This window comes from Brevundimonas sp. M20 (assembly GCF_006547065.1).
Lineage (GTDB): Bacteria > Pseudomonadota > Alphaproteobacteria > Caulobacterales > Caulobacteraceae > Brevundimonas.
Window position 1 is genome coordinate 1286601 of the sequence record NZ_CP041243.1, and the last position, 24077, is coordinate 1310677.

At 67.4% G+C, this 24077-nt stretch carries 22 protein-coding genes and 1 riboswitch; of the genes, 11 read left to right on the forward strand and 11 right to left on the reverse strand.

The genetic code is table 11. From position 1 onward, the window contains the following. Positions 1-9: 9 nt before the first annotated feature. The 5 genes from FKQ52_RS06155 (at position 10) to FKQ52_RS06175 (ending at position 7840) form a co-directional block, all read left to right on the forward strand. Complete coding sequence (locus FKQ52_RS06155; protein ID WP_141626366.1) at positions 10-1452, forward strand: glucoamylase family protein; 1443 nt, start codon at positions 10-12, stop codon at positions 1450-1452. Continuing rightward, positions 1449-2723 (forward strand): extracellular solute-binding protein, encoded by a 1275-nt coding sequence (locus FKQ52_RS06160; RefSeq protein ID WP_205750876.1) that lies wholly within the window; start codon positions 1449-1451, stop codon positions 2721-2723. The genes FKQ52_RS06155 and FKQ52_RS06160 overlap by 4 nt, the downstream gene beginning before the upstream one ends. Continuing rightward, positions 2720-3619, forward strand: a complete 900-nt coding sequence (locus tag FKQ52_RS06165; protein ID WP_141626367.1) for a carbohydrate ABC transporter permease — start codon at positions 2720-2722, stop codon at positions 3617-3619. The genes FKQ52_RS06160 and FKQ52_RS06165 overlap by 4 nt, the downstream gene beginning before the upstream one ends. Continuing rightward, positions 3616-4431: a carbohydrate ABC transporter permease gene (locus FKQ52_RS06170; protein ID WP_141626368.1), complete on the forward strand. Its 816-nt coding sequence runs from the start codon at positions 3616-3618 to the stop codon at positions 4429-4431. The genes FKQ52_RS06165 and FKQ52_RS06170 overlap by 4 nt, the downstream gene beginning before the upstream one ends. 184 nt (positions 4432-4615) lie before the next feature. Next, entirely contained in the window at positions 4616-7840 is a 3225-nt protein-coding gene (locus tag FKQ52_RS06175) for a discoidin domain-containing protein (protein ID WP_141626369.1), read from the forward strand. 3 nt (positions 7841-7843) lie between these two features. Here FKQ52_RS06175 and FKQ52_RS06180 read toward each other — a convergent pair whose 3' ends face one another. The 10 genes from FKQ52_RS06180 to FKQ52_RS06225 all read right to left on the reverse strand — a co-directional run bounded on the left by FKQ52_RS06180 (position 7844) and on the right by FKQ52_RS06225 (position 17682). Then, a complete protein-coding gene (locus FKQ52_RS06180) occupies positions 7844-8923 on the reverse strand; it encodes a hypothetical protein (RefSeq protein WP_141626370.1) in 1080 nt (359 codons plus the stop codon). Positions 8924-8986: 63 nt separating this feature from the next. Then, entirely contained in the window at positions 8987-10471 is a 1485-nt protein-coding gene (locus FKQ52_RS06185; RefSeq protein WP_141628257.1) for a replicative DNA helicase, read from the reverse strand. A 117-nt stretch (positions 10472-10588) separates the two neighbouring features. After that, positions 10589-10966, reverse strand: a complete 378-nt coding sequence (locus FKQ52_RS06190; protein ID WP_141626371.1) for a hypothetical protein — start codon at positions 10964-10966, stop codon at positions 10589-10591. 154 nt (positions 10967-11120) lie between these two features. Next, positions 11121-11492 (reverse strand): hypothetical protein, encoded by a 372-nt coding sequence (locus FKQ52_RS06195; RefSeq protein ID WP_141626372.1) that lies wholly within the window; start codon positions 11490-11492, stop codon positions 11121-11123. Continuing rightward, positions 11479-11820, reverse strand: a complete 342-nt coding sequence (locus tag FKQ52_RS06200; RefSeq protein ID WP_141626373.1) for a hypothetical protein — start codon at positions 11818-11820, stop codon at positions 11479-11481. Before FKQ52_RS06200 ends, FKQ52_RS06195 begins: the two co-directional genes overlap by 14 nt. A 138-nt stretch (positions 11821-11958) precedes the next feature. Continuing rightward, the gene (locus FKQ52_RS06205) at positions 11959-14379 is read right to left on the reverse strand and encodes a TonB-dependent siderophore receptor (RefSeq protein WP_141626374.1); all 2421 of its coding nucleotides are present in this window, start codon (positions 14377-14379) and stop codon (positions 11959-11961) included. A gap of 293 nt (positions 14380-14672) precedes the next feature. Continuing rightward, positions 14673-14784, reverse strand: a riboswitch (SAM riboswitch). 109 nt (positions 14785-14893) lie between these two features. Next, positions 14894-15478, reverse strand: coding sequence for a 50S ribosomal protein L9 (rplI, locus tag FKQ52_RS06210; protein ID WP_141626375.1), 585 nt, complete (start codon positions 15476-15478; stop codon positions 14894-14896). Position 15479: 1 nt separating this feature from the next. Then, positions 15480-15755 carry a 30S ribosomal protein S18 gene (rpsR, locus tag FKQ52_RS06215; RefSeq protein ID WP_092311918.1) on the reverse strand — a complete coding sequence of 92 codons (276 nt, stop codon included), beginning with the start codon at positions 15753-15755 and terminating at the stop codon, positions 15480-15482. A gap of 12 nt (positions 15756-15767) precedes the next feature. After that, the gene (gene rpsF / locus FKQ52_RS06220; RefSeq protein WP_141626376.1) at positions 15768-16151 is read right to left on the reverse strand and encodes a 30S ribosomal protein S6; all 384 of its coding nucleotides are present in this window, start codon (positions 16149-16151) and stop codon (positions 15768-15770) included. A 196-nt stretch (positions 16152-16347) separates the two neighbouring features. Beyond that, a complete protein-coding gene (locus FKQ52_RS06225) occupies positions 16348-17682 on the reverse strand; it encodes a D-alanyl-D-alanine carboxypeptidase (protein ID WP_240811757.1) in 1335 nt (444 codons plus the stop codon). Positions 17683-17958: 276 nt separating this feature from the next. On the opposite strand from FKQ52_RS06225, the gene FKQ52_RS06230 reads away from it, so the two are divergent. Continuing rightward, positions 17959-18438: a phasin family protein gene (locus FKQ52_RS06230; RefSeq protein ID WP_141626377.1), complete on the forward strand. Its 480-nt coding sequence runs from the start codon at positions 17959-17961 to the stop codon at positions 18436-18438. Positions 18439-18503: 65 nt separating this feature from the next. Here the strand turns inward: FKQ52_RS06230 and FKQ52_RS06235 are convergent, their stop codons facing one another. Further along, positions 18504-18992 carry a nuclear transport factor 2 family protein gene (locus FKQ52_RS06235; RefSeq protein ID WP_141626378.1) on the reverse strand — a complete coding sequence of 163 codons (489 nt, stop codon included), beginning with the start codon at positions 18990-18992 and terminating at the stop codon, positions 18504-18506. 530 nt (positions 18993-19522) lie between these two features. Here FKQ52_RS06235 and clpS point away from each other — a divergent pair. From clpS to FKQ52_RS06260, 5 genes are all read left to right on the forward strand, one after another. Continuing rightward, a complete protein-coding gene (gene clpS / locus FKQ52_RS06240) occupies positions 19523-19855 on the forward strand; it encodes an ATP-dependent Clp protease adapter ClpS (RefSeq protein WP_141626379.1) in 333 nt (110 codons plus the stop codon). A 13-nt stretch (positions 19856-19868) separates the two neighbouring features. Further along, positions 19869-22181, forward strand: a complete 2313-nt coding sequence (gene clpA / locus FKQ52_RS06245) for an ATP-dependent Clp protease ATP-binding subunit ClpA (protein WP_141626380.1) — start codon at positions 19869-19871, stop codon at positions 22179-22181. Between the two features lie 85 nt (positions 22182-22266). Beyond that, positions 22267-22650, forward strand: a complete 384-nt coding sequence (locus FKQ52_RS06250) for a hypothetical protein (protein WP_141626381.1) — start codon at positions 22267-22269, stop codon at positions 22648-22650. A 10-nt stretch (positions 22651-22660) separates the two neighbouring features. Next, complete coding sequence (locus tag FKQ52_RS06255; protein ID WP_141626382.1) at positions 22661-23494, forward strand: hypothetical protein; 834 nt, start codon at positions 22661-22663, stop codon at positions 23492-23494. Position 23495: 1 nt separating this feature from the next. Further along, the gene (locus FKQ52_RS06260) at positions 23496-24077 is read left to right on the forward strand and encodes a DUF4287 domain-containing protein (protein WP_141626383.1); all 582 of its coding nucleotides are present in this window, start codon (positions 23496-23498) and stop codon (positions 24075-24077) included.

Genomic DNA, 24077 nt, shown 5'->3' on the forward strand with positions numbered 1-24077 from the left:
GGTGAACCCATGAACCGCAGACGTTTTCTGATGGGGTCCACCTTCGCCGGCGCGGCGCTGGCGGTGGCCGGTTGCGCCACCATGCCGTCCGCGACGCCCATGGTTCCCACCGGTCCCGCGCTCGACGGCGATGTCGAGGACCTGCAGCGCAGGACCTTCGACTGGTTCGTGCATGTGACCCAGCGTTCAAACGGCCTGACGCCGGATCGCTGGCCGACCAAATCCTTCTCGTCCGTCGCCGCCGTCGGCTTCGCCCTGACCGTCTGGCCCGTCGGGGTCGAGCGCGGCTGGATGAGCCGGGAGGAGGCGCGTGAGCGCACCCTGACCACCATCCGCTTCTTCCACGATCTGCCGCAGGGGCCCGAGGCCACCGGCAGGGGCGGCTACAAGGGCTTCTTCTACCACTTCCTCGACATGGACACCGGCCACCGCTTCGGCACGACCGAGCTGTCGACCGTGGACACCGCCTTCCTGGTGTCGGGCATGTTGTTCGCCGCCCGCTGGTTCAATGGCGACCATGCCGACGAGGCCGAAATCCGTCGCCTGTCGCAGGCGATCTATGAGCGGATCGAGTGGGACTGGGCCATGGTCCGCCCGAACCGCATCACCATGGGCTGGCACCCCGAGACCGGCTTCATCCCCTCGGACTGGAACGTCTACAACGAGGGCATGATGGTCCTGCTGCTGGCCATCGGCAGCCCGACCCACCCGGTCCCCGCCAGCGTCTGGGACGAGTGGTGCAGCGTCTACGACCAGAGCTGGACCGACCGCTGGGGACCCAAGCACCTGCATTTCGCGCCCCTGTTCGGGCACGAGTTCAGCCATATGTATATCGACTTCCGCGGCATCCACGACCGCTGGATGCGCGAGCAGCAGGCCGAAATCCCCGGCTTCGACTACTTCCAGAACAGCGTCCGCGCCGTGGACGCCCAGCGCAAATACGCCATCGACAACCCGATGGGCTGGGCCGGCTATTCGGCCGACGTCTGGGGCCTGACCGCCTGTGACGGCCCGGGTGATTTCCGTCAGCTGATCGACGGCCGCGAGCGTGAGTTCTTCAGCTATTCGGCGCGCGGCCCCGGCGACCGCGACGACGGCACCATCGCCCCGACGGCGGCCATGGCCTCGATCCCGTTCGCGCCGGATCACGTCACCGCATGCCTGAAGGCCATGAAGGCCCGCTACGGCGCCGCCCTCTACACCCGCTATGGCTTCCTGGATTCCTTCAACCCGACACTGACCCAACGCGACGGACCGCTGCAGCACGGCAAGATCTATCCGGGCATCGGCTGGGTCGCGGATGACTATCTGGGCATCGATCAGGGGCCCATCGTCATCCAGATCGAGAACCATCGCTCCGAGATCGTCTGGAAGGCCATGCACGGTGAGCCCAATCTGGTGCGCGGCCTGAAGCGCGCCGGCTTCACCGGCGGCTGGCTGGATAACGCATGAGCCTGTACCGGCCGGATCGACGCACGGCGCTCGGCCTCATGGCCGGGGCGGCCGCGACCGGCCTGTCGGCCTGTGCCGGCAGCGGCGACGGCCGCACCCGGCTTCGCTTCTGGGCCATGGGCTCGGAGGCCACCAATGTCGGCCAGATCCTGCCGGAGTTCGAGCGGCTGAACCCCGACATCAGGGTGGAGGTGCAGGCCCTGCCGTGGACCGCCGCCCACCAGAAGCTGCTGACCGCCTACGCCGGCGCCTCGCTGCCGGATGTCAGTCAGGTCGGCAACACCTGGGTGTCCGAGATGACAGCCATCGGCGCCATCAGCCCGATGCCGCCCGCCGCCGCGGACCTGCTGACCGACCAGTTTCCGGCGGTGCTCGACACCAACCGGATCAACGGCCGGGCCATGGCCACCCCGTGGTACGTCGACACTCGCCTGATCTTCTACCGCACCGACCTGCTGCGTCAGGCGGGGTATGAGGCCATGCCGGGCGACTGGGCGAGCTGGAAACAGGCCATGCACGCGGTCAAGCGCGTGGTCGGGCCCGACAAATACGCCGTCCTGCTGCCGCTCAACGAGTTCGAGCAACTGCTGACCTTCGGCCTGCAGGGCGACGCGCCCCTGCTGAAGGATCAGGACACGCGCGGCAACTTCTCCACCCCGTCCTTCATCGCCGCGCTGGAGTTCTACAAGAGCCTGTTCGACGAGGGGCTGGCCCCCGTCGCCTCGGCCGCCCAGATCTCCAACGTCTGGACCGAGTTCGAGCGCGGCTGGTTCAGCTTCTACTTCTCCGGTCCGTGGACCATCGGCGACTTCAAGGATCGCCTGTCGCCCGGCGTCCAGTGGATGACCGCGGGCGTGCCCGGCCCGACCGGCCCCGGCGCCTCGGCGCCCGGCGGGTCGTCGCTGGTCGTCTACAGCAGCTCGCGCCACCAGGAGGCGGCGTGGAAGCTGGTCCGCTACCTGTCCGAGCCGCGCGTGCAGGCGATCTTCAACGGCATCACCGGCAACCTGCCGGCGCGCGAAAGCGCATGGTCCGCCCCGACGGTGGCGAACAACCCCTACATCGCCGCGTTCAAGGGACAGCTTTCGCGCGCGAAGGCCGTACCCAAGGCGCCCGAGTGGGAGCGGATCGTGACCGAGATGCAGATCGTCGCCGAACGCATGGTGCGCGGTGAGTTCGCGCCCGCCGCCGCCGCCGCCGAGATCGACAAGCGTGTGGATCGCCTGCTGGAGAAGCGCCGCTGGATGATCGAACAGGGGAGGGCGGAATGACCCCTTCATCCCTTCGCAAGCGCGAGCGCGCCGCATGGGGCTTCGTCGCCCCGTCGCTGCTGGCCATCGGCGTCTTCTTCGCCATCCCGGTCTTCGCGGCCCTGCTGCTCAGCCTGACCGACTTCGACATCTATGCGCTGGCCGACATCGGCAACATGCGCTTCGTCGGCCTGCGGAACTACGAGCGGCTGTTCTCCAACCCCCTGTTCTGGGGCGCGATGAAGAACACCGGCCTGTTCGCCGTCATCGGCGTGCCCCTGTCCATCGCCACCTCGCTGGCCGCCGCCGTCATCCTGAACGCCCGCGTCATCAAGTGGCGGCCGCTGTGGCGGGTGATGTTCTTCGCCCCCTTCGTCACCACCCTCGTCGCGACGGCGGTGCTGTGGAACTACATGCTCCACACCCGCTATGGCGTGATCAACTGGGCGCTGGGCGCGTTCGGCATTCCGCCGGTGGACTGGCTGGGCGACCCCTCGAGCTCCATCCCGGCCATCCTGATGTTCGTCGTTTGGAAGACCTTCGGCTACAACATGCTGATCTTCCTGGCCGTCCTTCAGACCGTGCCGGATGACCTGTACGAGGCCGCCCGCATCGACGGCGCCGGTCCGCTCAAGCAGTTCCGCCATGTGACCCTTCCGGCTATCGCCCCGACCCTGCTGCTGGTCTCGATCATCGCCGTCGCCAGCTTCTTCCAGCTGTTCGCCGAGCCCTATGTGATGACGCAGGGCGGCCCGGCCCAGTCGACCGTGACGGTGCTCTACTTCATGTACGAAGAGGGCTTCAAATGGTGGAACCTCGGCTCCGCCAGCGCCGTCGCCTTCGTCCTGTTCGTCTGCATTCTGGCGGTCACGCTGGTGCAGCTGGCCGTGGCGAAGAAGGTGGGGGCCTACGAATGAAGCTACGCTCGATCCTGCTGAACCTCGCCGTCGCCCTGATCGCGCTGGCGGTGATGTTCCCGCTGGTCTGGATGGTGTCGGTCAGCTTCATGTCGACCGGCGAGGCCGCCGCCTTCCCGCCGCCGCTGTGGCCGAAAAACTGGACGCTGGAACACTACCGCGACCTGTTCGTGACCCAGGGCATGGGCCGCTATCTGTGGAACAGCTTCGCGCTCGCCACCATGGCGACCGTGCTGGCGCTGGGCTTCACCGTCCCCGCCGGCTACGCCTTCGCCAAGCTGAAGTTCCGTGGCCGTGAGCGCCTGTTCCAGCTGCTGGTCGCCGCGCTGGTGGTGCCCGCCCAGATCGGCACCCTGCCTCTGTTCCTGATGCTGAAGTCCATGGGGCTGGTGAACACCTGGGCCGGGGCCCTGGTGCCCTGGCTGGCCTCCATCTTCGGCCTGTTCCTCGTGCGCCAGTATGCGCTCAGCATCCCCGACGAAATGCTCGAGGCCGCGCGCGTGGACGGCGCCTCGGAGAGCCAGATCTTCCGCAAGGTGGTTCTGCCGACGATGCAGCCCATCGTCGTGACCCTGGCCCTGTTCGTCTTCCTGGGCAGCTGGAACGACTTCCTGTGGCCGCTGATCATCCTGACGGACCAGTCCAACTACACCCTGCCGGTGGCGCTGGCGGCCCTGTCGCGCGAGCATGTGCAGGACGCCGAGATGATGATGGCCGGCGCCGTCATCACCGTCGCCCCCGTGCTGGCCATCTTCCTTGCCCTGCAACGCTACTACATCCGCGGCATGCTCGCGGGCAGCGTGAAGGGCTAAGGCGAGCGCGGTCAGTTCCTCACCCTTGGGGGAGGGGGATCGCGAAGCGGTGGAGGGGTCTGTCCGCTTCGCCGGTATTGTGGGTGATGGGCGACCGCGCTTCACCGGAGTTCGGGGCCGGAGCCCCTCCACCATCCTTCGGATGGTCCCCCTCCCTGAAGGGGAGGAACGATGGAGTTGAGTTATGCGCACCTTCCTGCTGGCCACCACCGCCGCCCTCGCTCTGGCGACGGCCGCTCACGCCCAGATCCACAACGGGGCCGCACGTCCCCTCGATGCCTTCGAGACCTTGACCCCGTGGACCGCCGACGCCTCCACCGACGTCTCGTCCGCCGTGTCCGAAGTCCCCGGCCATGACGGCAAGGCGATGCGGCTGAGCTACGACTTCAACGGCCGTTCGGGCTACGCCTTCGCCGCTCGCGCCCTCGATCTGCGCGTGCCCGACAACTACGAGATCAGCTTCTGGGCGCGCGGCGAGATGCTGCCCAATACGCTGGAGATCAAGTTCACCGACGCCTCGGGCGAGAACGTCCACTGGCGCCAGATCCAGCGCTTCGAGGCGCAGGGTGAGTGGACCCGCTACGTCATCAAGAAGCGCCAGATCATCTGGGCGTGGGGGCCGGAGCCGGACCGCACCTTCCGCGGCGCCGCCCGCATCGAGTTCGTGGTCACGGCGGGGCAGGGCGGTCGCGGCTGGCTGGAGATCGACCAGCTGGAGCTGCGCGAACTGCCGCCGGAGCCGAGCGTGCCGCCGCGTCCGGTGGCGAGCGCCTCCAGCGAGGACGAGCTGAATGTCGCCGCCCGCGCGGTGGACGATGATCCTTTGACCTTCTGGAAGACCTCCGCGGGCGGTGAGCAGAGCCTGACGCTGGACCTCGGCTATGAGCGCGAGTTCGGCGGCCTGACCCTGCGCTGGGCGGACCGCATGGCGGCGTCCGCCTATCGCCTGATGGCCTCGTCCGACGGGCGCGACTGGCGCGAGCTGGCTTCGGTCACCGACGGCAACGGCGGGACCGACTGGCTGCGTACACCCGAGGCCTCGGCCCGCTGGCTGCGTCTCGATCTGCTGACGCCCCGCGATGAGAGCGGCGTCGTCGGTCAGGCGGGCGCGGGCCAGCGGCTGGGGCAGTCGGCGGCCAACGCCTACGCCCTGACCGGCCTCGAGATCGAGCCCCTGTCCTTCGGCGAGAGCCAGACCAGCTTCATGATGGCGGTGGCGAGCGAGAGCCGTCGCGGCCTCTATCCGCGCGGCTTCCATGGCGAGCAGCCCTACTGGACCCTCGTCGGCGTCGACGGCGGCGGCGAGAGCGGGCTGATCGGCGAGGACGGCGCCATCGAACTGCGACGCGGCGGCCAGACCGTCGAGCCGTTCATCCTTGAGAACGGGCGGCTGATCACCTGGGCCGACGTCAACATCAGCCAGTCCCAGGCGGACGGCGACCTGCCGATCCCCTCGGTGCTGTGGACCGGCGACGGCTGGACGTTGAAGACCACGGCCTTCACCGAGGGCGGGCGGCGTCCGCCTTCCCTCTATGGCCGCTATGACCTGAGCAACACTTCGGACCGTCCCCGGACGTTGACGCTGGCGCTCGCCGCGCGCCCGTTCCAGGTCAACGGCCCGCGCCAGTTCCTGACCACGCCCGGCGGCGTGGCTCCCATCGAGGGCATGACCTGGCAGGAGCACGGCGTCCTACCGCTCCAGGGCGGGGCGTCCGTCCGGCCCATTGTGACGCCCGACCGCTACGTCGCCTCCACCTTCGCCGCTGGATCTGACCCGCAAAGCCTGCTGGCGTCCGGCCGGACCAGTGGTCGCACGGTCGTCGATCCGACCGGTCTGGCCTCGAGCGCCTTCGTCTATGAGGTGACGCTCGCGCCCGGCGAAACGCGGACCTTCGGCTTCATGTCGCCGCTCACTCGGGACCATCTGTATTTCTATGACACCCGGGACGCGGACGATCCCGCCGCCTTCTTCACCGCGCGTCAGGCCGAAACCGCCGCGGGATGGCGCGAGAAGCTCGACCGCTTCGACGTCACCCTGCCGCCCGAGGCGGGCCCGGTCGAGGCGGTGATGAAGTCTTCGCTCGCCCATATGCTGATGTCGCGTCAGGGGCCGATCCTGCAGCCGGGCACGCGCAGCTATAACCGCAGCTGGATTCGCGACGGGGCCATGATGGCCGAGGGGCTGAACCGGCTGGGTCACGCCGACCTGTCCGCCGACTATCTGCGCTGGTTCGCTCCCTACGTCTTCGACAACGGCAAGGTGCCCTGCTGCGTCGACAGCCGCGGCGCCGATCCGGTGCCCGAGAACGACAGCCACGGCGAGTTCGTCTTCCTCGCCGCCGAGACCTATCGCTACACCGGCGATCTGGAGCTGCTGCGCGCGACCTGGCCGCAGGTGCAGGGCGCCATTCGATACATGGACGAGCTGCGCGCCTCGACCCGAACCGCCGAGTATCAGGCAGCGGACAAGCGCCACCTGTTCGGCCTGCTGCCCCCGACGATCAGCCACGAGGGCTACTCGGACCGTCCGGCCTACAGCTATTGGGACGACTTCTGGGGCCTGCGCGGCTATGCCGACGCCGTCTTCATCGCCGAGACGCTGGGCGACGCCGAGGCCGCCGCCCGCTTCCGCGCCGCCGAGGCCCAGTTCAAGGCCGACATCATCGCCTCGATCACCGCTACGGCTCGCGTCCACGGCATCGACTGGATCGCCGGCGCCGCCGACCGGGGCGATTTCGACGCCACCTCGACCACCATCGGCCTGTCGCCCGGCGGCCTGATCGACGACCTGCCGCCCGAGCTGCTGCAAGGCACGTTCGACAAGTGGTGGGACAACTTCACCGCCCGGCAGGAGAACCGTCAGGCGTGGAAGGACTACACCCCCTACGAACTGCGGAACGTCGGGGCCATGGTTCGACTGGGGCGGCGCGAGGAGGCGATCCGGGCGCTGGACTTCTACTTCGCCGACATCCGCCCCCGCGCCTGGAACGGCTGGGCCGAGGTCGTGGGCCGCGAGGAACGCGAGCCGCGCTTCATCGGCGACATGCCCCATGCGTGGATCAGCTCGGACTACATCCGCTCGGTCATGGACATGCTGGTCTATGAGCGGGACCGTGACCACGCGCTGGTGCTGGCGGCGGGCGTTCCGACCCGCTGGCTGGCCGGGGAGGGCGTCGGCATCCGCGCCGTCCGCACGGCTTACGGCCCGCTGACCTACAGCCTCCGCGCAGACCGCCGAGGCTATCTCCTGACGCTGGAGCCCGGCGCCACGCCCCCCGGCGGCTTCGTCCTCCAGTGGCCCGCCGGCGAAACCCCGCCCGCGACCGTCCGCATCGACGGCCGCGCGGCGAGCTTCACCGACGGCGAACTGGCGATCCCGGCGGGCGCGCGACGGGTGGAGATGCGGTGAGGCCTAGCGGCTTTTCAGGCTTTCCAGCAGCCAGTAGTTTCGGCTGGTCTGATTTCTCGACAGCGCGATCGGACCCGAGAACGACGCCTTTAATGTCGCGCCGGCGGGGCGGAACACATAGGTTCCGGCCATGAAGCCGTCCCCGACCTGCTCGACAATCCTGCCATCGGGCAGGGTTTCAATGCCGCCCAGGGGCGGCTGCGCCCCGGTGGGGTCAACAGCCCGGTTGATGTCCACCATCGCGTAGCGGGCGATCAGGCCGTGGGCGTTGGCGATTTCGGCGCGCAGCATCGCGCCATCGTTCTGAAGCCACTGTTCTGAAACAAGGATGCTCTTTTCAGCGCGGGTCAGGAAGTCGTCGCGGGCGTCGCGGATATCCCGGATGTAATCGACCCCGGCAGTGGTGCCGCTGGTCGGAATGGCCCCGGTCGCCCGGCTGGCGCGGCGGGTAATGGCGGCGACCAGAGAGGCTCGGACCTCCGGGGTCAATTCCGGCGCCTGAAGCTCGGCGGAGTAGTAGGTGAAGAGGTTCTTGTAGACCTGGACGCCCGCCGCGTCGCGGTAGGTGACTTCCGACATGATCCGGATACCGTTGGAGTAGTCCGACATATTGTAGATCGTGATGATCTCGATCGTGTCGTTCAGTCCTTCGGGGTGGGTGACCTTCTGAACCCTTGAGACGTCCGAGACCGTAATCGATCCATCCATCGGGCGGCCGGACAGATCACGGAAGGTCTGTTCCATCGCCCGGTTCAGCGTTTCGGCGGTGAAGATCGTCTCAAGCTCATCGGCGTTCTGAACAGCCCGTCGATGGGTGTCGGCTTCCATCATGGCGATTACGCCACCCACCAGAAGGCCGGCTCCAAGCCCGCTGAGCCCCTGAGACATCTGGCCTGCCGCGCCCGACATGCTGTTGTTTGACGAAGGCCACGTAGGGGACAGACCGAAGTTGTTGTCCGTGACCGCGACCGGCGTGGCGCCCATCTGCATGATCTGCTCCGCCGTCATATGGCGGGTGAAGGTGGCGTCGGACGCGCACGCGCCGAGGCTCAGCGCGGCGAGCACGCAAGCGATCTTCTTCATCAGGAATCCCCCGTTACAGAGGAAACCTATGGCTGAGCTTCGCCGCGCCTTCAATGGCGCCGATCAGTCCCCGTAGTCGCTGTTGTACCCGCCCTGCCCATGCGCGAGGTTGCCGAAGCGGGTGGTGTTGGCGTCGAACGCCAGTTTCACGATGCCGATGGGGCCGTGACGCTGCTTGCCGATGACGACTTCGGCCTGATGCTCCAGCCGGTCCATCTCCTGCTGCCAATTCAGGTGTTCCTCGGTGCCTTCCTTGGGCTCGGCGCGGCCCAGGTAGTAGCTCTCGCGGTACACGAACATCACGCAGTCGGCGTCCTGCTCGATCGAGCCCGATTCACGAAGGTCGGACAGCTGGGGCCGCTTGTCCTCGCGCTGCTCGACCTGACGCGACAGCTGCGACAGGGCGATGATCGGCACCGACAGTTCCTTGGCCAGCGCCTTCAGGCCGCCGGTGATCTCGGACACTTCCTGCACGCGGTTCTTCTGGCTGTTCTCGCCGGTGGTCACGAGCTGAAGGTAGTCGACGATGATCAGGTCGAGCCCGTGCTCCATCCGCTTCAGGCGGCGCGCGCGCGCGGCCAGCTTGGAGATCGACAGACCGCCGGTGGCGTCGATGTAGAGGGGGCTTTCGCCGATCTCGACCGCCGCGTCGCGGATCTTGCCGAAGTCCGAGGCGTCGATCTCGCCCTTGCGCAGCTTGTCCGACGACACGCCCGAGGCGTCGGCCAGCATACGCATGGCCAGTTGTTCGGCGCTCATTTCCAGCGAGTAGAAGGCGACCACCCCGCCCGAGACCGTCTTGCGGCCCTCCGGCGTCGGCTCCCAGCGATAGCTGCGCGCCACGTTGAACGCGATGTTGGTGGCCAGCGCCGTCTTGCCCATCGACGGACGGCCCGCGAGGATCAGAAGGTCGGAGGGGTGCAGGCCGCCCAGCTTCTGGTCCAGATCGTCCAGCTGGGTCGCCAGACCGGCCAGTTTGCCGTCGCGCTGATAGGCCTCCGCCGCCATCTGCACGGCGCCCGACAGGGCGTGGGAGAAGCTGACGAAGCCCGACGACGGCTTGCCCGTCTCGGCCAGCGAATACAGGGTCTGTTCGGCCTGTTCGATCTGGTCCTCGGCCGGACGCTCGGGGTCGGGGGCGTCCCTGATGATCTCGCCGCCGATGCGGATCAGGTCGCGGCGCAGGGCCAGATCATAGACCACGCGGGCATAGTCGGGCGCATTGGCGGCGGGCGGGGCGCGGTCGACCAGATCGGCCAGATAGCGCAGACCGCCGAATTCCTGGAACGCCGGGTCCTGCTTGAACCGCTCCATCAGGATGGTCGGCTCGGCCAGCAGGCCCTGCCGGATGTGATCCTCGATCGCGTCGTACAGGCGCTGGTGGAAGGGTTCGTAGAAATGGGCGCCGCGCAGGCGGTCGCTCAGCCGCTCAAACACCGCATTGTCGAACATCAGCGAGCCGAGCAGCGCCTGCTCGGCCTCGAGGTTGTGCGGCAGGGACGCGACCGAAGGCGTGTCGTTGAAGGCGGAGGGAGCGAAGGCGTTCATGGTCATGATGTCATGCCCTTACACGCGGCCTGCGTCATTGTTGGTCGTATCGGTTGCCGGGGACAATTCGCCGGGGCTGTGGGCAGTCCCGAATTCCGCAAACGGATCAGTTAACGATCACGCGCCGCAGGGCCAGCGCTCGATCATCCACTCACGGATCGCCTGCTGAACCGTCATGTCGCGGCGGGCCTGCGGCAGGGCGCGGAAGCGGGCCAGCAGGCCCTCCGGCGTGATGCCGGTGCCGCGCGACGGAATGCAGTAGGCTGGCCGACGCCCGGCCCTCTGGTCGGCGAACTGGGCGTTGCGAACCGCGTGCACCGAGGTCGAGACCTCGTTGATCAGGCGGCGGCCGTCCGGGCGCAGGGCCGCGGTGGCGTTCTGCGGCAGGCGGTCGGCGATGGACAGGAACTCGCGCACCGTCATGGCCTCGGCGGCGGTGAAGGCGGCAAGCGAAAGGAACAGGGCGAGCCCGAGGGCCGACGCGAAACGAAGCATAGGGGGAGGTCTCCGACCGTCCAGTTAGGGTCGGAGACCGCCGATGGCAACGCTCGCGCCGACCTTTTTCAACGACGGATGACTTCAGGTCTCCAGCGGAACCATCGGCAGGGTGTTCTCGCCGGGAGCGGGGCAGGGACGGGATCGTCCCCGATCAATCCCATCGAGTGCTTTCCGTCAGCGCCCGGTCGATAAGATCGGCGGGGATGACCGATGACTGACTGCGGCCTGCCTCCCGGATAATGGCTGCCAGCTCCGTTGTTTCCTGTGATCCGGGCTCGGGCAGTTCGAGGATCACGGGCGCGCCTGACCTCGGGCTTGCGTTCGACCCGACCGGACCCAGATCGAAGCTCACATTCGCGGTCCGGCGTCGTTCGCTTCCCAGCTTGAGGCCTGTAACGAAGGCGATGTTGACGTTTGCATCGCCCGCGCCCCGGCGGCTGAACAGCGGCTGGTCCAGTCGGGAATAGGCCGGGGCGATCTCCGCCCGAAAGCCGTCCAGGAACCGCGCGTCAAATCCGAACACAGCGTCCTTGTGACCCCAGGGTCGGGCCGCGCAGGACAGCGAGACAGAAGCGGTCCCCTGCTGTGGGCCGATACAAAATCTGGGCGTTCCGGACCATGTAGGTGGCGCTCGACGCCTCATCTGACCGAACACGAACGACAGCCGCCTCGGTCCTGTCGGTGGTGATCGCCAGTGCGCCTTCCCGAACCGGGTTCTCGAAATCACAACCGGCGTCAGGGCGCGACCAAGCGATCAGGGCGACCTCTGACGAGGTCGGGCGGGGCGCCGTCGTCGCGCAGCCCGTCACGCCCGCGCACAGCGCGCTGAGAGTCAGCATGATGAGCCGCATTGAAAACTCCCCCGAAGCCGAGGGGGCGAGCCCCTCCTTCCTGCACTCTAGGCGGGTGAGGCCGACACGACCATGCCTTGAAACTGAGTCGCCGTCCCCGAAAGCGCGGCGCGCTCCCGGGGACCGACGTTCATCCGATCACCAGTTCAGGCCGATGCGGGCATAGACGAAGCGCCCGTTGAAGCCGAACGGCGAGTAGAAGGGGAAGCCCAGCACGCCGTTGCTGTTCAGCGTCGCCGGCACCGCGTCCGGGTATTCGTCAAACGCGTTGTCGACACCCAGCGCCAGGGTGATCCGGTCGTTCGGCTTGAACCGGCCCTCGAAGTCCGCCGTGACCTTGTCGCCGGTCGAATAGTCCGAGGCCGCCGTCGTGCCCGGTTGCAGCACGCTGGCGTAGTAGGTCGCGCGGGCGGTGATGCCCCAGCGGCCATAGCTCCAGTCGGTCGTGCCCGACACCTTGGTGTCCGGCGTGCCTTCCTCGATGGTCAGGACGCGGCTGCGGGCGAACAGCGGCGGCACCGGGCTCAGCACCGACGACGAGGTCGGCAGGCGCGTGACCTCCACATCGTTGAAGTTGGCGGCCACGGTGAAGTCCCAGTCGCCATAGGTGTCGTCGCTCAGGCGGTAGCGGCCGACCACGTCCACGCCCTTGGTCGTGGTGTCCACGCCGTTCAGGAAGAAGCGCGCGGCTTGCACGCCCAGCGGGTCCAGCAGCGAGGCGACCTGCGGGCTGAAGCTGCGGTTGATCAGCTCCGACAGGACGATCTGGTCCTCGATGTCGATCTGGTAGGCGTCGATCGTCAGGTTGAAGTCGCCGAAGCGGAAGACCGCGCCGAGGGTGTAGTTGACCGAGGTTTCGGCATCCAGCGGCTGGGCGCCCAGCAGGGTCGCGACCGTGCTGGTGGCCGGGAAGGTGCCGGTCTCCACGACGGCGCCGCTCTGGATCACCGAGCTGGTCGAGGTGAAGTAGGACTGCTGCAGCGACGGCGCGCGGAAGCCCGTCGAGGCCGAACCGCGCAGGGCGAACCACGGGGTGAAGTCGTAACGAGCCGAGATCTTGCCCGTCGTGGAGTTGCCGAAGTCGGAATAGTCCTCGAACCGCACGGCGCCGGCGATGGTGAACTGTTCGGTGATCGGGGCCTCGACATCGACATAGACGCCGACGGCGGTGCGGTCCTCATCCACCTCGTTCGACGGCTGGAAGCCGACAAAGCCCTGGGCGCCGCCCGCCAGCGCGGTGTTCCCGCCCAACGGACCGCGATCCCAGGACTCCGCCTGACCGGCCTGGATCTCATAGGTCTCGCGACGGGCCTCCAGACCGGCGGCGACGTTCAGCGGGGCGTACAGGCCCACATCGAACTGGCGCGAGACATCCGCGCCCAGCACCAGCTGGTCATAGATCAGCGCGCCGGAATCGAAGCTGGTCGGCGAGGCCGCGCCATAGGTGGCGTTCAGCGAGTCCTCGGTGCGGAAGTCCAGGGCGTTGCGGCCGTAAACGAGGTTCACATCCGCGTCCCAGCCGCCGATCGAGCCGCGCAGGCCCCCGGCCAGCGACACGTCCTGCGAGTTGATGGCGATCTTGGGCAGGAAGCCGTTGGGATAGATGGCGGCGACATTGTTCACGTTCGAGGCGAGGCGCGGGAAGGCGGCGCTTTCGCTGTCGCGGTCCTGATAGCCGGCCCAGCCATAGGCCTCCCAGCCGTTGCCGAGCGGGGCGCCGGCGTTGGCGAAGACGGTCCACTGCTCGACCTCCGGATCACCGAAGCGGGCGGTGACAGCATTGGGCGTCACGCGCGGATCGAGGTCGGAACGGTTGGTCGGGTCGCGTTGCAGGTATTCGGCGCTCAGCGTCAGATAGCCGCCGTCGCCCAGACCAAAGCCCTGCCAGGCCGAGGCGGTGATGGTGCCGCCGTCCTGCTCGTCGCGCCCCGGAGCGCGGGCGGTATCGACGGTGGTGTAGTACTGACCCAGAGTGATCGTCGCGCCGCCGCCGTGGTCCGCCTGTCGCAGACGAAGGTTGATCACCCCGGCGATGGCGTCTGACCCGTACTGGGCCGAGGCGCCGTCACGCAGCACCTCGACACGGTCCAGCGCGCCGGACGGGATGGTGTTCAGGTCCACCGCCGCAGAGCCGCGGCCGACCGAGCCGTTGACGTTGACCAGCGCCGAGGCGTGACGGCGCGTGCCGTTCACCAGCACCAGCGTCTGGTCCGGCGACAGGCCGCGCAGGGTGGCCGGACGGATCGAGTCCGTGCCGTCCACCACGGCGGGCCGCTGGAAGGTCAGCGAGGGAACGGACTGGGCCAGGGCGGCGGCCAGTTCGGTGGTGCCCCGGTTCTGCAGGTCTTCCTGGGTGACCACGTCGACCGGGGCGAGGGTGTCCAGCCGCGAGCGGTTGGGGGCGCGGGTGCCGGTGACGACGACCTCGTCGATCTCGGTCGCATCGGGCTGGGTGGATTGCGGGGCGGTCTGCGCCTGCGCCTGCGCGGCGCCGGCCAGCAGGGCGGTGGCCGAGGCGGCGGCGAACAGGGTGGCGCGGACGCGGGTGGTGGTGGTCATGACAGTCTCTTCTCGATGAGGCGCAGGCGCCCGGTCGGTGTCGCGCGCGGCGATCACCGGGGGGCCGGGCTGGCGATTTCTGATGTTCTGTTCGGGCGGGAGGCCCGGCGGGTCAGCCGATTACAGCGAACGGCGACATCGCATGGACCCGGTGCGACACATAAGGTGGCGCGGCGCGCGGACATCGGCGGCGAGAGCGGTCAGGGCGTAGGTCTTGTCAGCACGCATTGTCGTCTCCTGCTCGATCAGGAACGCCTGCGGTGACAGATGGTGGGAGTCCGGCTGGGACCGGCCTCTCATCTGCCGCGACCCGGGGAGGGGTCCCGAAGGAGTTGGCACCTTACGGACGGTCCGCAGGTTGCCCCGACGTCAAAGGGCCTATCCCTCAGCCGGTCTCGATGAGCTGTTCCGATATTGCGGTGCGTCATAAATGCGTCAAGGACGGGCCTGAAAAAAGTTCGGCGGCGCGGGGCTTCCCCCACGCCGCCGTGTCTTTCAGGCATCAGTAACGGTGTTAGGCTTCGGAGCCCAGACCGTCCTGTTGGCCGGCGCCGCCGGCGACCATGTCCGCGGCCTGTTCGGCGGCGGCTTCACGGTCTTCTTCGTATGCCGACTTGATCACGTCCTCGCCCTTGGCTTGACGCTCGGCTTCTTCAGCCGAACGGGCGACGTTGATCTTGACGGTGGCCGAGACCTCGGCGTGCAGGCGAACCAGCACCTCGTGGACGCCCAGCGTCTTGATCGCCGTGTTGAGCACGACTTGCGAACGCTCGACCTTGCCGCCTTCAGCCTGAACGGCTTCAGCGACGTCGCGACCGGCGACCGAACCGTACAGCTGACCGGTTTCACCGGCCTGACGGATCATCACGTAGGTCTGGCCGTCGATCTTGTCGGCGACCTTCTGCGCGTCGGCCTTGTTCTTCTCGTTGCGCTGCTCGATGGCGGCGCGGTCGAGTTCGAAGGCCTTCAGGTTGGCGGCGGTGGCCCGGCGGGCCTTGTCGCGCGGCAGAAGGAAGTTGCGAGCGAAGCCGTCCTTGACAGTGACGACGTCGCCGATGGCGCCGAGGTTATCGACGCGTTCCAGCAGAACGACCTTCATCTTACTTCACCACGTAGGGCAGGAGGGCCAGGTAGCGCGCGCGCTTGATGGCCTTGGCCAGCTCGCGTTGCTTCTTCTGGGAGACAGCCGTGATGCGCGACGGAACGATCTTGCCGCGCTCGCTGATGTAGCGTTGCAGCAGCTTGACGTCCTTGTAGTCGATCTTCGGCGCGTTCGGGCCGGAGAACGGGCACACCTTGCGGCGACGGAAGAACGGGCGACGGGCGGGGCCGGAGCCGGCCGGCGCGCCCGGGGTCGGGGCGGTGGTATCGGTCATGTTCCGGGTTCCTTACGCTTCGACCGCGGCGTCTTCGCGGGGACCGCGCTCACGCTCACGTTCGCGTTCACGTTCACGACGGGCCAGCAGCGGCGACAGTTCCAGGTCGAGTTCCTCGACGCGGACGGTCAGCCAGCGCAGCACGTCTTCGTTAATCGACAGCTGACGCTCGACTTCGGCCATGGCGGCCGGAGGGGCGTCGACGGCCAGCAGCGAATAGTGAGCCTTGCGGTTCTTCTTCACGCGGTAGGTCAGGTTGCGCAGACCCCAGTACTCGATCTTGGCGACAACGCCGCCGGCTTGTTCGATCAGAGTCTTGATGGTGTCGTTCAGCGCTTCGGCCTGCTGCGCCGAGATATCCTGGCGCGTCATGACCGTGTGCTCGTAAAGAGCCATGCGGTATTCTCCCTTGTGGACGTCGGCGCGGGCGGACCGGGTTCAGTCCGTTCCACGATGGTTCCCGAGGCGGCGGCCGGGATGACTTCCCGAACCCTTTGGAGCTCCGCACCGGGACCGAGGCCCTGGAAAGCGGGCGCGTATAGGGGAAAAGCGGCCGGGGAGCAAGGCTTCGGGCGCTGCGTCGGCCCCGCGCCTACTCCGGCCGGATCACCGTGCAGTCCCAACGGCGCTCGGCCAGGGCTTCGCAGGCGGCGCGGGCGCCCGCTTCGGTCATGCCGGTGAAGCGCGAACGATACCAGCCCGAGGCGTTCTGCACCGTACGCTCGGCGTTGGCGAACTGTCGGCTGTAGCGGCGGCTGACCTCGGTCAGCCAGTTGCGGGCCACCGTCTCGTCGCGGAAGGCGCCGACCTGTACGGTCCAGCGACCGGCGGGCTCACGCGCGGGACGCGGCGGCGTGCGGGCCGGAGGCGCGGCGCGAGGCGCCACGGGACGGGGCGCGGTCGGAGCGACGCCGCCGTTGAGGATGGCCGTTATCCCCTCGTCGTCATTGTCGTCATTGACTGTCGCGTACTGGACCGGTGCGCCCGACGGGGAAGGCGAGGGCGCTCCGGGCGCGGCCGGGACGTTGCCGAAGCCCCGCTGCTCGAAGAACAGCTGCGCCACCTGGATCTGCTGGCCGGACCGGCGCAGGCGCATCACCTCAAAGCCGGTGTCGGTCAGGGCGGCGACGTGGGCGTTGCGGCTCGCGGAGGACTGGCCGCCCAGCACCACGGTGATCAGGCGTTTCCCGTCCCGCACCGCCGAGGCCATGATGTTCGAGCCCGAGGCGTTGGTCAGGCCGGTCTTCATCCCGTCATAGCCGCCGCCGGTGCGCAGCAGGCCGTTGGTGTTGGTGTAGGTCCGGCCGCCATAGACCCAGTCATGGATACCCAGGAAGCGATAGTATTGCGGATAATCCCGCATCACCGCCCGACCCAGGATGGCCAGATCGCGCGCCGTGGTCAGCTGGCGGGCGTCCGGCAGGCCGTTGGCGTTCACATAGCGCGTGTGGGTCATGCCCAACTCCTGCGCCTTCAGCGTCATCTGGGCGGTGAAGCGGGCTTCCGAACCGCTGATATGCTCGGCGATGGCCACCGCCATGTCGTTGGCGCTGCGCACGGCGGTCGCCTTGATCGCGTCTTCCAGCGTGATGGTCTGGCCGGCGCCCAGGCCCAGCTTGGACGGCGGCTGGCTGGCGGCGCGGGGCGAGACGGTGATCACATCGTCCAGCCGCGCGCGGCCCGCGGCCAGGGCCTCGAACGCCAGATACAGGGTCATCACCTTGGTCACCGACGCCGGGTAGCGGCGATTGTCGGCATAGCGGGCGAACAGCACCTCGCCGGTCTCGGCGTCCACGACGATGGAGGCGTAGGCCGGGTTCACCTGGGCCTCGGCCGTCGTGACCGGCGCGCTGACGGGCGTCGCCATCATGACGGCGATCATCACCAGCGACAGCCATCCCCGGCGGAGCAGTGTGGTCAGACGCAAGCGAGCCTCGATCCGATAGCGCGACGACGGCCCCCCGGCGTGACGCTGAAGATAAAGGCTACCATCGCGTGGACGGGGTTTCATGAGGGTAAACGACCCGTCAACGACTTTGTGAAGCGTGGCGGTAACGGTGTTTGATGAAGTTTTTGTGCAGTGCACAATGAACCCTTGACCGCTTTTCGCACTTGCACCATATGAGCGACGTCGCGATGGCTTCATCCGTCGCGGAAAAATTCACCAGCGGCCCCCGCCGCCCAAGGTTCAGGAGACACTCCCATGGCCGACAGCGCCGAAACCGTGAAGAAGACCGTCGAAACCGCCAAGGCGACCGTCGAGAAGACCACCGCCCAGGCTGAAAAGTTCCAGGCCGCCGGCGCCAAGGCGTTCCGTGAAGGCGTCGACAAGTCGGTCGCCGGCCTTGCCGAGCTGAACGCCGAGGGCAAGAAGAACGTCGAGGCGCTGGTCGCTTCGGCCACCGCCGCCCAGAAGGGCGCCGAGACCCTGTCGGCCGCCTCGCTGGCCTATGGCAAGAAGAGCTGGGAAGACGGCGTCGCCGCCGCCCAGTCGCTGGCCTCGGCCCGCTCGGTCCAGGAACTGATCGAGCTGCAGACCTCGTGGGCCAAGTCGGCCGCCGAGACCTATCTGTCGGAAGTCTCGAAGATGACCGACGTCTTCACCGCCTCGGTGAAGGACAGCTTCAAGCCGATCAACGAGCGCGTCACCGCCTCGGTCGAGAAGTTCCAGGCCGCTCGCTAAGGCGTTCTGACTTCAGAAGTTAAGCGTTGCGAAGGCCCCGGTGGAAACGCCGGGGCCTTTTGCGTTCACTCGCTCGCCGCCGCGTGGTCGAGGCTGAACGTCCGGGCCATGCGCCACTGGCCGTCCGCCTCCAGCTTCCACAGGACGACGAAACGGGCGCGGCCGACGAGGCTCTGCGGGCCTTCGCCCTGCCGTTCGTAGAACAGGTGCTGCCCTTCCGCGACCGCGCCGTATCCGGGTATGGCCTGCACCCGGAAGGTCTCCGGGACCAGCACCCGGCGTGAGCGGTACGCGTCGGGAGCCTTCTTCGTCTCGCAGCTTCGACGATAGTCCTCCACGAAGACCTCCCGCCCCAGCATGGCGCCGCCCTTGTCGTGATAGAATTCCAGATCGCCGGTCACGAGGTCCGACAGCGCCGCCGGATCGCACTCGTCGAACATCACCCGGAACAGGGTCGCGTCCCGCGCCCGCAGGGTATCGGTCAGGGCGGGCTGGTCCGGGATCGCAGGCGCGGCTTGCAGGGCGAGGGCGGCCAGCAGGGCGGGGAACAGCATCGGGTCACTCCGGATGAAGATGCCCGACGCTGACCCGCGCTGCGGCCGATGTCCCGTGAAACTTCGGTCATCCCACACACGCCCTCTCCTGAATGGGAGGGGGAACATCGCGGCTTGCGTCCAAATTTGACGCACCGGCATGCCAGACTGTCCTCCGGTCTTTGACATCGCCGCTGATCGCTCTCTCCACTGGTTGAGTTGGTCCCGGACACCCCGCCTCACGGGAAAAAGTGCACGATGTGCACTCCATTTTTCCGAGTGCACTTTTCCCGCCGGACGGGGTGGTGTTCGCTTTCCACCACCGGAACGGCGGATGACGGTGAGGGAGCCCGCGCGAAGCGCCAGCCCGCGTCGGGTCGGGAGGTGCCGAAGGGCCGACGGTCCGCGGACCACTCAAATGCCAGGCCGCGTCGGGTCGAGAAGGCGGAGCCTTCTGATCGCGGCCGAACAGAAAGCTGTGACTTGCCGCATCTGGAAAACCATCGGACAGTTCCCATCTGTCCATCCGACTCCCCCACATCGGACAACGAATGCCGCCGTCACGAAAGATCGGCGATCAGGGTCAGGGCTCCGGCTCCGCCACGATCACCGAAACAAAGCCGAAGCTTCAGAAGCCCTCGCTGTATCGGGTGCTGATCCTGAATGACGACTACACGCCGATGGAGTTCGTCATCTACGTGCTGGAGCGGTTCTTCCAGAAGAGCCGCGAGGACGCGACCCGCATCATGCTGCATGTGCATCAGCATGGCGTCGGGGTGTGCGGCGTCTTCACCTACGAAGTGGCCGAAACCAAGGTCGCCCAGGTGGTCGAGACGGCGCGCCGTCACCAGCATCCTCTGCAATGCACGATGGAAAAGGACTGAGAGGAACCTCCCTATGCCTTCATTTTCCCGTCCTCTCGAAGAAACCCTGCACCGCGCGGTGCACTATGCGAACGAGCGCCGTCACGAGTACGCGACGCTTGAGCACCTGCTGCTGGCGCTGATCGACGATCCGGACGCCGCCAATGTGATGACGGCGTGCAACGTCGAACTGACCGCGCTCAAGACCGCCCTGACCCTTTACGTCGACACCGATCTGGCCGCGCTGGCGACTTCGGACGGCGACGACGCCAAACCGACCGCCGGCTTCCAGCGCGTGATCCAGCGCGCGGTGATCCATGTGCAGTCGTCGGGCCGCGAGGAAGTCTCGGGCGCCAATGTGCTGGTCGCCATCTTCTCCGAGCGCGAAAGCCACGCCGCCTACTTCCTGCAGGAGCAGGACATGACGCGGTACGACGCGGTCAACTTCATCGCCCACGGCATCGCCAAGAAGGCCGGCGCGGGCGAAACCCGTCCGGCCAAGGCCGCCGGATCCGGTCCCGAGGACGCCGAGGACGCCGCCGCCGCCAAGACCGGCGGGGAGGCGCTCGAGGCCTACTGCGTCGATCTCAACGAGAAGGCCCGCAACGGCAAGATCGATCCCCTGATCGGTCGTCACGCCGAGGTCGAGCGCTCGATCCAGATCCTGTGCCGCCGGACCAAGAACAATCCGTTGCTGGTCGGTGATCCGGGCGTCGGCAAGACGGCCATCGCCGAAGGTCTGGCGCGCAAGATCGTCAATCACGAAGTGCCCGAGGTGCTGGAAGGCGCCACCATCTACAGCCTCGACATGGGCGCTCTGCTGGCGGGCACCCGCTATCGCGGCGACTTCGAGGAGCGCCTGAAGCAGGTGGTCAAGGAACTGGAGAACCACGAGAACGCGGTCCTCTTCATCGACGAGATCCACACCGTCATCGGCGCCGGCGCGACCAGCGGCGGGGCGATGGATGCGTCCAACCTGCTGAAGCCGGCGCTGGCGTCGGGCTCACTGCGCTGCATGGGCTCCACCACCTACAAGGAGTACCGCCAGCATTTCGAGAAGGACCGCGCCCTGGTGCGACGGTTCCAGAAGATCGACGTCAACGAGCCCACGGTCGAGGACACCATCAAGATCCTGAAGGGTCTGAAGACCAGCTACGAGACGCACCACAAGCTGCGCTACACCGACGCCGCCATCCGCACGGCGGTGGAGCTGTCGGCCCGCTACATGACCGACCGCAAGCTGCCGGACAAAGCCATCGATGTGATCGACGAGGCCGGGGCGTCGCAGATGCTCGTGCCGGAATCGAAGCGGAAGAAGGTCATCGGCCAGAAGGAGGTCGAGGCCGTCATCGCCAAGATGGCCCGCATCCCGACCAAGTCGGTCTCCAAGTCCGACACCGAGAGCCTGCGTGAGCTTCAGACCGATCTGAACCGCGTCGTCTTCGGTCAGGAGTCGGCGATCGATCAGGTCTCGGCGGCGATGAAGCTGGCCCGCGCCGGTCTGCGCGACCCCAACAAGCCCATCGGCGCCTTCCTGTTCTCCGGCCCCACCGGCGTCGGCAAGACCGAGGTGGCCAAGCAGCTGTCGTCCACCCTGGGCATCGAGATGCTGCGCTTCGACATGTCCGAGTACATGGAGCGGCACACCGTCTCGCGTCTGATCGGCGCCCCTCCGGGCTACGTCGGTCACGATCAGGGCGGCCTGCTGACCGACGCCGTCGACCAGCACCCGCACGCCGTCGTCCTGCTGGACGAGATCGAGAAGGCGCACCCGGACATCTACAACATCCTGCTCCAGGTGATGGACAACGGGGTGCTGACGGACGCGGTCGGCAAGAAGGTCGACTTCCGGAACGTCATCCTGATCATGACCACCAACGCCGGCGCCGCCGACAACGCCCGGGCCGCCATCGGCTTCGGTCGCGGCAAGGTCGAGGGCGAGGACGACAAGGCCATCCAGCGCCTGTTCGCGCCGGAGTTCCGCAACCGTCTGGACGCCATCGTCGCGTTCAAGGCGCTGGACTCCGAGACGATCAAGTCGGTGGTGTCCAAGTTCGTCATGCAGCTGGAAGCCCAGCTGGGCGACCGCAACATCACCATCGAACTGACGGACGAAGCCGCCGACTGGCTGGCCAAGAACGGCTTCGACGAGCTGTACGGCGCCCGCCCGCTGGCCCGGACCATCCAGGAGCACATCAAGAAGCCCCTGGCGGACGACATCCTGTTCGGTCGCCTGACCCGCGGCGGACACGTCAAGGTCCAGCTGAAGGACGGCAAGATCGACTTCGACATCGCCCCCGCGACCGGCCCGGCCGCCAAGGTGAAGGAAGACGAGGCGGCGGAGTAGGCTGCGCGCCACAAGAACTGATGGGGCCCTTGGCAGCGATGTCAGGGGCCTTCGTCTATCGAGGGGCCACTGTGGGGGAGATGCTTTGAGAGTTCTGGATCACGCGCCCGCGTCCTGGTTTCTGCTGGAAGAGGGGCAGCGCCTCTACCTGGATGTGAACTGCAACCATCACATCGTCGGCCACACCGTCCTGATCCCGCTTGATAGTGAAGAGCTTGGACGGTTCCGCAGCGAAGGTCGTCTCTTTCTTGATGAGCTGAGCGCCGACATTCAGCAAAGCGGGGCGGGCGTGCTGCCGACTTCGCCCTACACCGCGCGCGATCTTACCCGTACCTTGGGGGAGGACGTCATGCGCGCGGTCGAGGAATGGCGGACAAGCTTTGCCCACTTGCCTCCGGCTCCGTCGCCCAGACCAGTTGTTCCGCCTCAGTCTCGCTTGCGTAAGTTCTGGATCAGCCTTTTCGGATGAGGCCGCCGAGATGAAAATCCTGCTGCAGACCACCATCCCGTTCTTCGGGGACGACTGGCATATCGGCCGGTTCTCGCAACTGACCGCCCATCTGTCGGGGCTGGACGGGGTCGAGGTCACGGCCCGTGACCGCGCCACGCCCGCAGGCCAGACCGACCCGGTCATCGGGGCGCTGGCCGACAGCGACTACGATCAACTCTGGCTGTTCGCGGTCGACACCGGCGACGGGCTGAACGCCGAGGAGTGCGCGGCCATCCGCGCCTTCCGTGATCGGGGCGGCGGGCTGATGGTCACGCGGGACCACATGGATCTCGGCTCCTGCGTCTGCTCGCTCGGCGAAGTCGGCACCGCCCACTACTTCCATTCCAGCAGTCCGGACCCGGACCCCGCGCGGAACGCCCGCGACGATGTGGCGACCGGCTACATCGACTTCCCCAACTATCACTCCGGCGCCAACGGCGACTGGCAGGCGATCCGGGCGGTTGGGGAAGCGCACCCGCTGTTGCGCGACCGCGATGGGGTGCTGGACCGTCTTCCGGCCCACCCGCACGAGGGCGGGATCGGCGTGCCGGCCGGGGCGTCCGCGCGGGTGATCGCCACCGGCGTCAGCAAGGTCACCGAGCGGCCCTTCAACATCGCCGTCGCCTTCGAGGATGAAGGCAAGGGCAGGGGGCTGGCCCAGAGCACCTTCCACCACTTCGCCGACTACAATTGGGATCCCCGTCTAGGCTGCCCCAGCTTCGTCAGCGAGCCGCCGGGCGACGGCATGGTCCGTGACCCCGAGGGCTTGCGCCAGACCCGCCAGTACATGACCAACCTCGCCGCCTGGCTTTCGGGAGGTTGAGATGGGCGACAAGGGACTGACCGGGCGTCAGACGAAGTGGTTCGCGACGGTCGAGGCCAATTTCGAGGCCCGGACCGGCCGCCCGCTGGCGGTCTGGGTGGACATCCTGAAGAAGGGCTGCCCCGAGACCCGGCCCAAGGCCCAGGCCGCCTGGCTGAAGGCCTCCTACGGCATCGGCGCCAACCATGCGGCCCACATCCTCAACGCGGCCCGACCCGCCGATCAGCTGAGCTGGGATGACGCCGAGGCCCTGCGCGCCGCCCTCTGGGCCGAGCCCCGGTCGCTGGCCATCCTTGAGGCACTCGAGCGCAAGACGGCGGGGGTGGAGGGTGTCATCTCGGGTCAGCGCAAGGGCTACACAAGCTTCTCCCGCGCGGTGCAGTTCGCGGCCATCCGTCCGCTGAAGGGCGGCAAGGCCTTGCTCGGACTGAAGCTCGATCCGTCGGCGTCCGAGCGCCTGTCTTCACCGGCGCGGATGGAAAGCTGGTCCGAACGCCTCATCGCCGTGGTCGAACTGGACGGCCCCGGCGCGGTCACAGACGAAATCGGCCGCCTGTTCGCACAGGCGGCCGACAACGGTTAG